Below are 5,634 nucleotides of genomic sequence, written 5' to 3'. Positions count from 1 at the left end.
AGACCCGCTTCACCCACCTTACTCAAAATTTATTTAAAATTTCCTATTTTCTGGAATTTCTTGGGTGGGCAGCTATTTGTCAAAGCCACCAAACCTAGATAATTACTGACAATACAGTGATTCAAAGTAACCTATAAATACTAATCAAGATTGTACAATTATGACTAGGCAAGTGTTAATTACTGGTGGTGCGGGTTTTGTGGGCAGTTCTTTAGGTTTAGGATTAGCCCAACTCTATCCCGACTGGAAAATTATCGCCTTAGATAACTTAAAGCGTCGGGGTTCTGAATTAAATATTCCCCGTCTCAAACAAGCGGGAATTGAATTTGTTCATGGAGATGTCAGAAATGCGGAAGACTTAGAAGCATCCGCTTTGCCAGTGGATTTAATCCTAGAATGTTCGGCAGAACCTTCCGTTTTAGCTGGTTATACTTCCCCTGGCTATGTTTTGCAGACTAACTTAATTGGAACGATTAACTGTTTAGAATTAGCTAGACAAACCCAAGCTGATTTTATTTTTCTCTCCACTAGCAGAGTTTATCCTATTGCCTATCTTAATCAATTAAACTATACAGAAACAGATACTCGTTTTCAGTTATCTGAACAGCAAAATTTACCCGGGGTTTCTGCTTTTGGTATCAGTGAACAATTTCCCTTAGATTTGCCCCGTTCTCTCTACGGTTCTACTAAGTTAGCATCGGAACTGATTATTAATGAATATGGGGATGCCTACGGATTAAGAACTTTAATTAATCGCTGTGGAGTTTTAACTGGTCCTTGGCAGATGGGAAAAGTTGATCAGGGAGTTTTTGCCCTTTGGGTGGCTAATCATTACTTTCAGAAGTCCTTAAAATATATCGGTTATGGGGGTACGGGGAAACAGGTTAGAGATTTTCTTCATGTAGCTGATTTACTCGATTTAATCGATATTCAGATTGCTAATTTAGAACAATTCAAAGGGCAGACTTTTAATGTGGGGGGTGGGCAAGATTTTTCTTTGTCTCTTTGCGAAACCACAAAACTATGTCAGGAAATCACGGGCAATAATATAATGATTGAGGCAATTCCCGAAAATCGCACCGGAGATATGCCAATTTTTATCACTGATTCTCGCAAAATCAGTTCTATAACTGCATGGCAACCCCAGCGAGACGGTAGAAAATTAATCCAAGATATTTTTGATTGGATTCACACCTATGAAAAGGACTTAAAAGGTATTTTTTAACTGAACAATTATGCAGAAAAAATCTTTCAAATCACCTGTAGTCGTCAAAGGAATACTAATTATCATTACTGCCTACTTTTTTCTGGCAAATTTGCCTATTATTGATTGGCTAGAAATTGGTTTAGATCCTTCTTGGGCTTTTGCCATTAGTGATGCTGCCCATAAACAGTTAATTTTTGGACAAGATATTATCTTCACCTATGGACCCCTAGGCTATCTGGTTCATGGCACATCTTTAAATCACAACTTTTCCCAAATTATCTATTTTCGCTGGTTGATACACCTTTGTCTATTAGGGGTGGTTATTCTCAGATTATTATTTATTAAAAGCTATAGCAATCAAATAGTTTTTGTGCTGTCAATTATTTTTGCTACCCTAGTAGGAAATCCCTACAACAGTATCGGCTTTACTGTTGATTATCAGATGACACTTATCCTCCTGATACTCATGTCTTTTGATAACTTTTTTCAAAAGTACATCAATTATTTAGCTATAGCTATTGGCATGATCAGTGGGTTCTCTATACTCACGAAACTAACTTTAGGAATTTATCTAGCAGGCAGCCTGTTTATCTACATATTTGTTAATATTATTCGGGGATATTTTCAAAAGTCACCATCGATAGTTATAAAAAATGTTCTCGCTGGTATTAACTTAACTTTAAGCATTCCTTCCATTGCCTTTATTTTTCTCTATCCAGCCTCTTATAACCGAGCCTTTATTCACATTATAGTTAATCTTTGCATTGCTGGAGGAGTAGCTTTAACTCTCTGGTTTATTGTCAGATCCCGCCGCCCATCGGCACCGCCCTTATTAAGGGGGCTAGGGGGGATCAAAGGCAGAATCTATCTTCTATTTAATCAGAACTACTTACTTAACTTGTTACCTCTGTTAGTATTTTATGGGCTTTATGGGTTACTTCTTATCCAAACAATTAATCTCAATAATTTTCCCTCTCTCATCGAATATTTGAGCAATTCTTGGCAAATTTCTTCTGGTTATTCCAGTGCGATGAGTATTGTAGGAAATTACCAGCATTTACTCATTGCCTTGCTCTGCTTGTCCTTAAGTTTGCTTTTAATGTCTCTGGCAATTATAGACAAAAAAATTAGTCTGGCTATTGCCTATATTTTTCCTATATTTTTATCATTTAAGCATGGATTTGTTAGGCAAGATGCTCACGTTGTTGTTTTTACACTTGTGGTTATTGTCTCAGCTTCTCTTTATACAACAATTACTAAAAAATCTCGGTTGAAGAAAATTGCTTATTGTGCTTGGGGAATAATTTTTTTGGGATGTATTATTATCACCTCTAGTCCTAATTGGACTATATTGGAAAATGCTCGCCAGTGGAGTAATTTCAGTCCCGATAGAGTGGTTAATAATATCGGGGTTGTCATTTCCTCTATGCTTAATCCCAGAGAATTAGAAATGCGAGGTGAAAGGAGTACAACTAAAAATTTACAAGTCATTGCTACCGCTACCAAAATACCCGATTCTGTGCTGGGAAAAGTGCAAGGCAAAACTATTGATATAATTCCCTCGGAATTTTCACTTATTCCGGGCAATCAGCTTAATTGGAAACCGCGGCCGATTATTCAATCCTATTCTGCTTATACAGAAAAACTGGATGAACTAAATTATCAAAGCTTATCTCAATCTCCGAGAGATTATCTGATTTATCACTTTCAAGCTATTGATGGCAGACATCCTTTTTTTGATGAACCTAAAGCCTTTTCCTATGTGGTTTGTAATTATCAACTTGACTCGGTAAATTCGCCCTTCCGCGTCCCCGCAATCAAAACCAACTTTTATCTTCTAGAAAGACAAAAAGTCAGTCGTTGCAGTCCAACACCTTTAGGAGAGACCACTAATATTACTTGGGATCAAGTCTATGAATTACCTACTCGTAATAGTGGGATTACTCGTGTTCAAGTTAAATTTGAATATTCTTGGTTGGGTAAAATAATCAAAAAAATATTTAGAATCCCTCCCGTGATAATTAAAGTTAATTATCTGGATGGAACTCAAGCCAATTTTCGCTTTGTTCAAGATAATTCAGCTAATGGAGTTATCCTTAGTCACTTACCAAGAAATGAACAGGAATTAATGGCATTTTTTCAAGGAAAATTACCACCACAAGTTAAGTCTTTTAGCTTTTCTGTCAGTAATCCTCTGCTATTCTCCCCAGAAATAAAAGTAACGCCTTTTTGGGAAGTTGAGACTGGTTCATAATCTTTCTTGAACCTTGAAAAGCGGTTAATATCTCTGGAAAATGGAGAATAGGGAACTCGAATCCCTGACCTCTGCGGTGCGATCGCAGCGCTCTACCAACTGAGCTAATTCCCCAGATATAGACCATAATAGCATTTTTAAGCAGAAAATCCTAGGAACTGGCAAGGGATCGAGGCGCAAAAAATTGAGCGGCTTCTCTCTGGAAAACTTTAAAATGGAAAAAGTAATCTTGAGGATGATAACCAATGGCGATACTACGCTTAGAGAATGGGACAACCTATACCCAGTTAGCCGATATTAGTCTGGAATTGGCCAAATTAAATGTTACTTTAAACTATTGGCCGATCGAAAACGAAGCCACTCGTCAGCTACTTAAACAAGCTTCTCTGACTGACGAAGAAAAAGAAATAGTTTTAACCAGCTTAGACGGTTATTTTGAGCAACTAAAGCAAGAAGCGGGTTATCAAGCTAGAGATTTAATCGTTTTACACCCTGAAATTGCCAATCTCGACACTTTACTGGCAAAATTCGAGCGCTGTCACACCCACGCCGACGATGAGGTGCGTTATATCATTGATGGGGAGGGGGTTTTTGGCTTTGTCTTTGCCGATGGTTCTCAGGGGGAATTAACTATTCAACCTCAAGAATATATCAATGTTCCCGCCCATAGCGAACACTGGTTTCACCTCACTGCCAGTAAACGAGTTAAAGCAGTACGTTACTTCACCAGTACCGCCGGATGGGTTCCCGAATATACGGAAACCGTCATTCGTTTTCCTAGTTTAACAGCCGTGTAGCCTTTGGTTTTTTGGCGATCGCTTTCCCAAAAAGACAGAGGAGTTTTGCAGGGATGGCAACGCCGGCAGCCACAATCTGTTAAGCGGCAAATTTGTCCTGTTGAAAATCTCCCGTCTAGTGCCTAGCTTGACGGGAGATTGTCTCAATTCGGGGGATTGGCGTGATAGATTTAGTCTAAGCCGAATTGATTGCCCCGTTTGTACTGTAAGTAGGCGGCAACGAACAAACCCGCTAGGGTAATGGGAATTAAGCCTAGGGTAATGCCTAGCACTAAAGGTTCAATCACGTCTGTACTCCTTGGATTAGCAATTTTTCACCCGTATTTTATCGTAGCAGCGGTTGCCCTGGAAAGATAGGGCGATCGCACATACTTATTAAATAGGGTTTGCTGAATAAGTTTTTCGTGGGGTGTGGGGTGTGGGGTGTGGGGGGTAGTGGGGAATTTAGCTGAAATTTCCCTAAATCCCCATCTCCCTAAATCCCTGTCTCGCAGTCTCCCGACTCCCGAAAAGGAAAACTTCACCATTAAGATAACTGCTGTACTCTAGGAGCGATCGAGAAAAAATTTTCTCAATTTGCCTTTACCCCAATAGCGATCGATTTCTTGCCAGAGATTGTGGAGACAAAAAACCACTGCTAGACAGAGAGTAACCGCAAGGATTTGAGAGAAACTTTCCCTTTGCCAAAATTTGGCCATTGCCTCCGAAATCACCCGCGTTCCCCGATAAGCTTCCAGAAAACCCTCGATCGAGCCGAGAATCAGTGCTGCTAGGGTATAAACAAAGGTTCGATACAGAATGCTAAGGTAACGGGGTCGATTTTCTAACCATTCTAGCTTCATGGCTGCGTCGAGAATGGCCACGGTTTTTGCCGCAATGATCGCCCCTAAGCTCGCTTTACCCAAAACGTAGGTAGTAATCGAATATTCTTCCAGAAATAATTTCATGATCAGAAGAATATAACCGAAAGCCAAGAAAAAAAACAGGGCAAGAGAACCGATTTTTTTCAATTCCTTTTTAATTGCTTCCATTGATTTTTTTTAATATTTTCTGCCAAGATAGCGGTCGCGTACCTTAACTATAAGCTATAGTTAATTATTTGTTGCAGCTATTCTCCCATCTCCACCAGCAAGTTTGAGCGCCGATAACTGAACTGATGCTTGAAACTAATTACGGCTTGCTGAATAAATCTAAAAACCTTGTTGTATAAGACTTTTAGACTTGTTTTCCCTCAAAAAGTGCCGACCTTTGGAGTGATTGGGGGGAAAATTCAGGTACTTTTTCCCTGAAAATTAGGTAATTGACCACCTGAAAATCGGTAAAACCCCACACCCCACACCCCACACCCCACACCCTGCCCCTAGGAAAAGCTTTTT

6 protein-coding genes and 1 tRNA gene are annotated in these 5,634 nt (G+C 39.4%); 3 read left to right on the top strand and 4 right to left on the bottom strand.

The genetic code is table 11. The features are described 5' to 3' along the window. The first annotated feature begins 160 nt into the window (after positions 1-160). Positions 161-1,225 carry an NAD-dependent epimerase/dehydratase family protein gene (locus PX636_RS19290; protein WP_288118346.1) on the top strand — a complete coding sequence of 355 codons (1,065 nt, stop codon included), beginning with the start codon at positions 161-163 and terminating at the stop codon, positions 1,223-1,225. 10 nt (positions 1,226-1,235) lie between these two features. Continuing rightward, a complete protein-coding gene (locus tag PX636_RS19285; RefSeq protein ID WP_288118345.1) occupies positions 1,236-3,461 on the top strand; it encodes a hypothetical protein in 2,226 nt (741 codons plus the stop codon). Positions 3,462-3,502: 41 nt separating this feature from the next. Here PX636_RS19285 and PX636_RS19280 read toward each other — a convergent pair. Further along, positions 3,503-3,575, bottom strand: a tRNA-Ala gene (locus tag PX636_RS19280). A 131-nt stretch (positions 3,576-3,706) separates the two neighbouring features. Here PX636_RS19280 and PX636_RS19275 point away from each other — a divergent pair. Beyond that, the gene (locus PX636_RS19275) at positions 3,707-4,258 is read left to right on the top strand and encodes a 1,2-dihydroxy-3-keto-5-methylthiopentene dioxygenase (protein WP_012267195.1); all 552 of its coding nucleotides are present in this window, start codon (positions 3,707-3,709) and stop codon (positions 4,256-4,258) included. 170 nt (positions 4,259-4,428) lie between these two features. Here PX636_RS19275 and petG read toward each other — a convergent pair whose 3' ends face one another. The 3 genes from petG to PX636_RS19260 are packed head-to-tail and all read right to left on the bottom strand — an operon-like array spanning position 4,429 to position 5,289. Further along, the gene (petG, locus tag PX636_RS19270) at positions 4,429-4,545 is read right to left on the bottom strand and encodes a cytochrome b6-f complex subunit V (protein WP_004162585.1); all 117 of its coding nucleotides are present in this window, start codon (positions 4,543-4,545) and stop codon (positions 4,429-4,431) included. 27 nt (positions 4,546-4,572) lie between these two features. Beyond that, positions 4,573-4,785, bottom strand: a complete 213-nt coding sequence (locus PX636_RS19265) for a hypothetical protein (protein ID WP_288118344.1) — start codon at positions 4,783-4,785, stop codon at positions 4,573-4,575. Between the two features lie 18 nt (positions 4,786-4,803). Further along, a complete protein-coding gene (locus tag PX636_RS19260; protein WP_288118342.1) occupies positions 4,804-5,289 on the bottom strand; it encodes a hypothetical protein in 486 nt (161 codons plus the stop codon). Positions 5,290-5,634 lie beyond the last annotated feature (345 nt).

The sequence above is a fragment of the Microcystis sp. M53598_WE2 genome (genome assembly GCF_030067735.1).
GTDB lineage: Bacteria > Cyanobacteriota > Cyanobacteriia > Cyanobacteriales > Microcystaceae > Microcystis > Microcystis aeruginosa.
The sequence above is the reverse complement of the archived record's forward strand: the minus strand, read 5'-3'. Positions and strand labels throughout refer to the sequence as shown.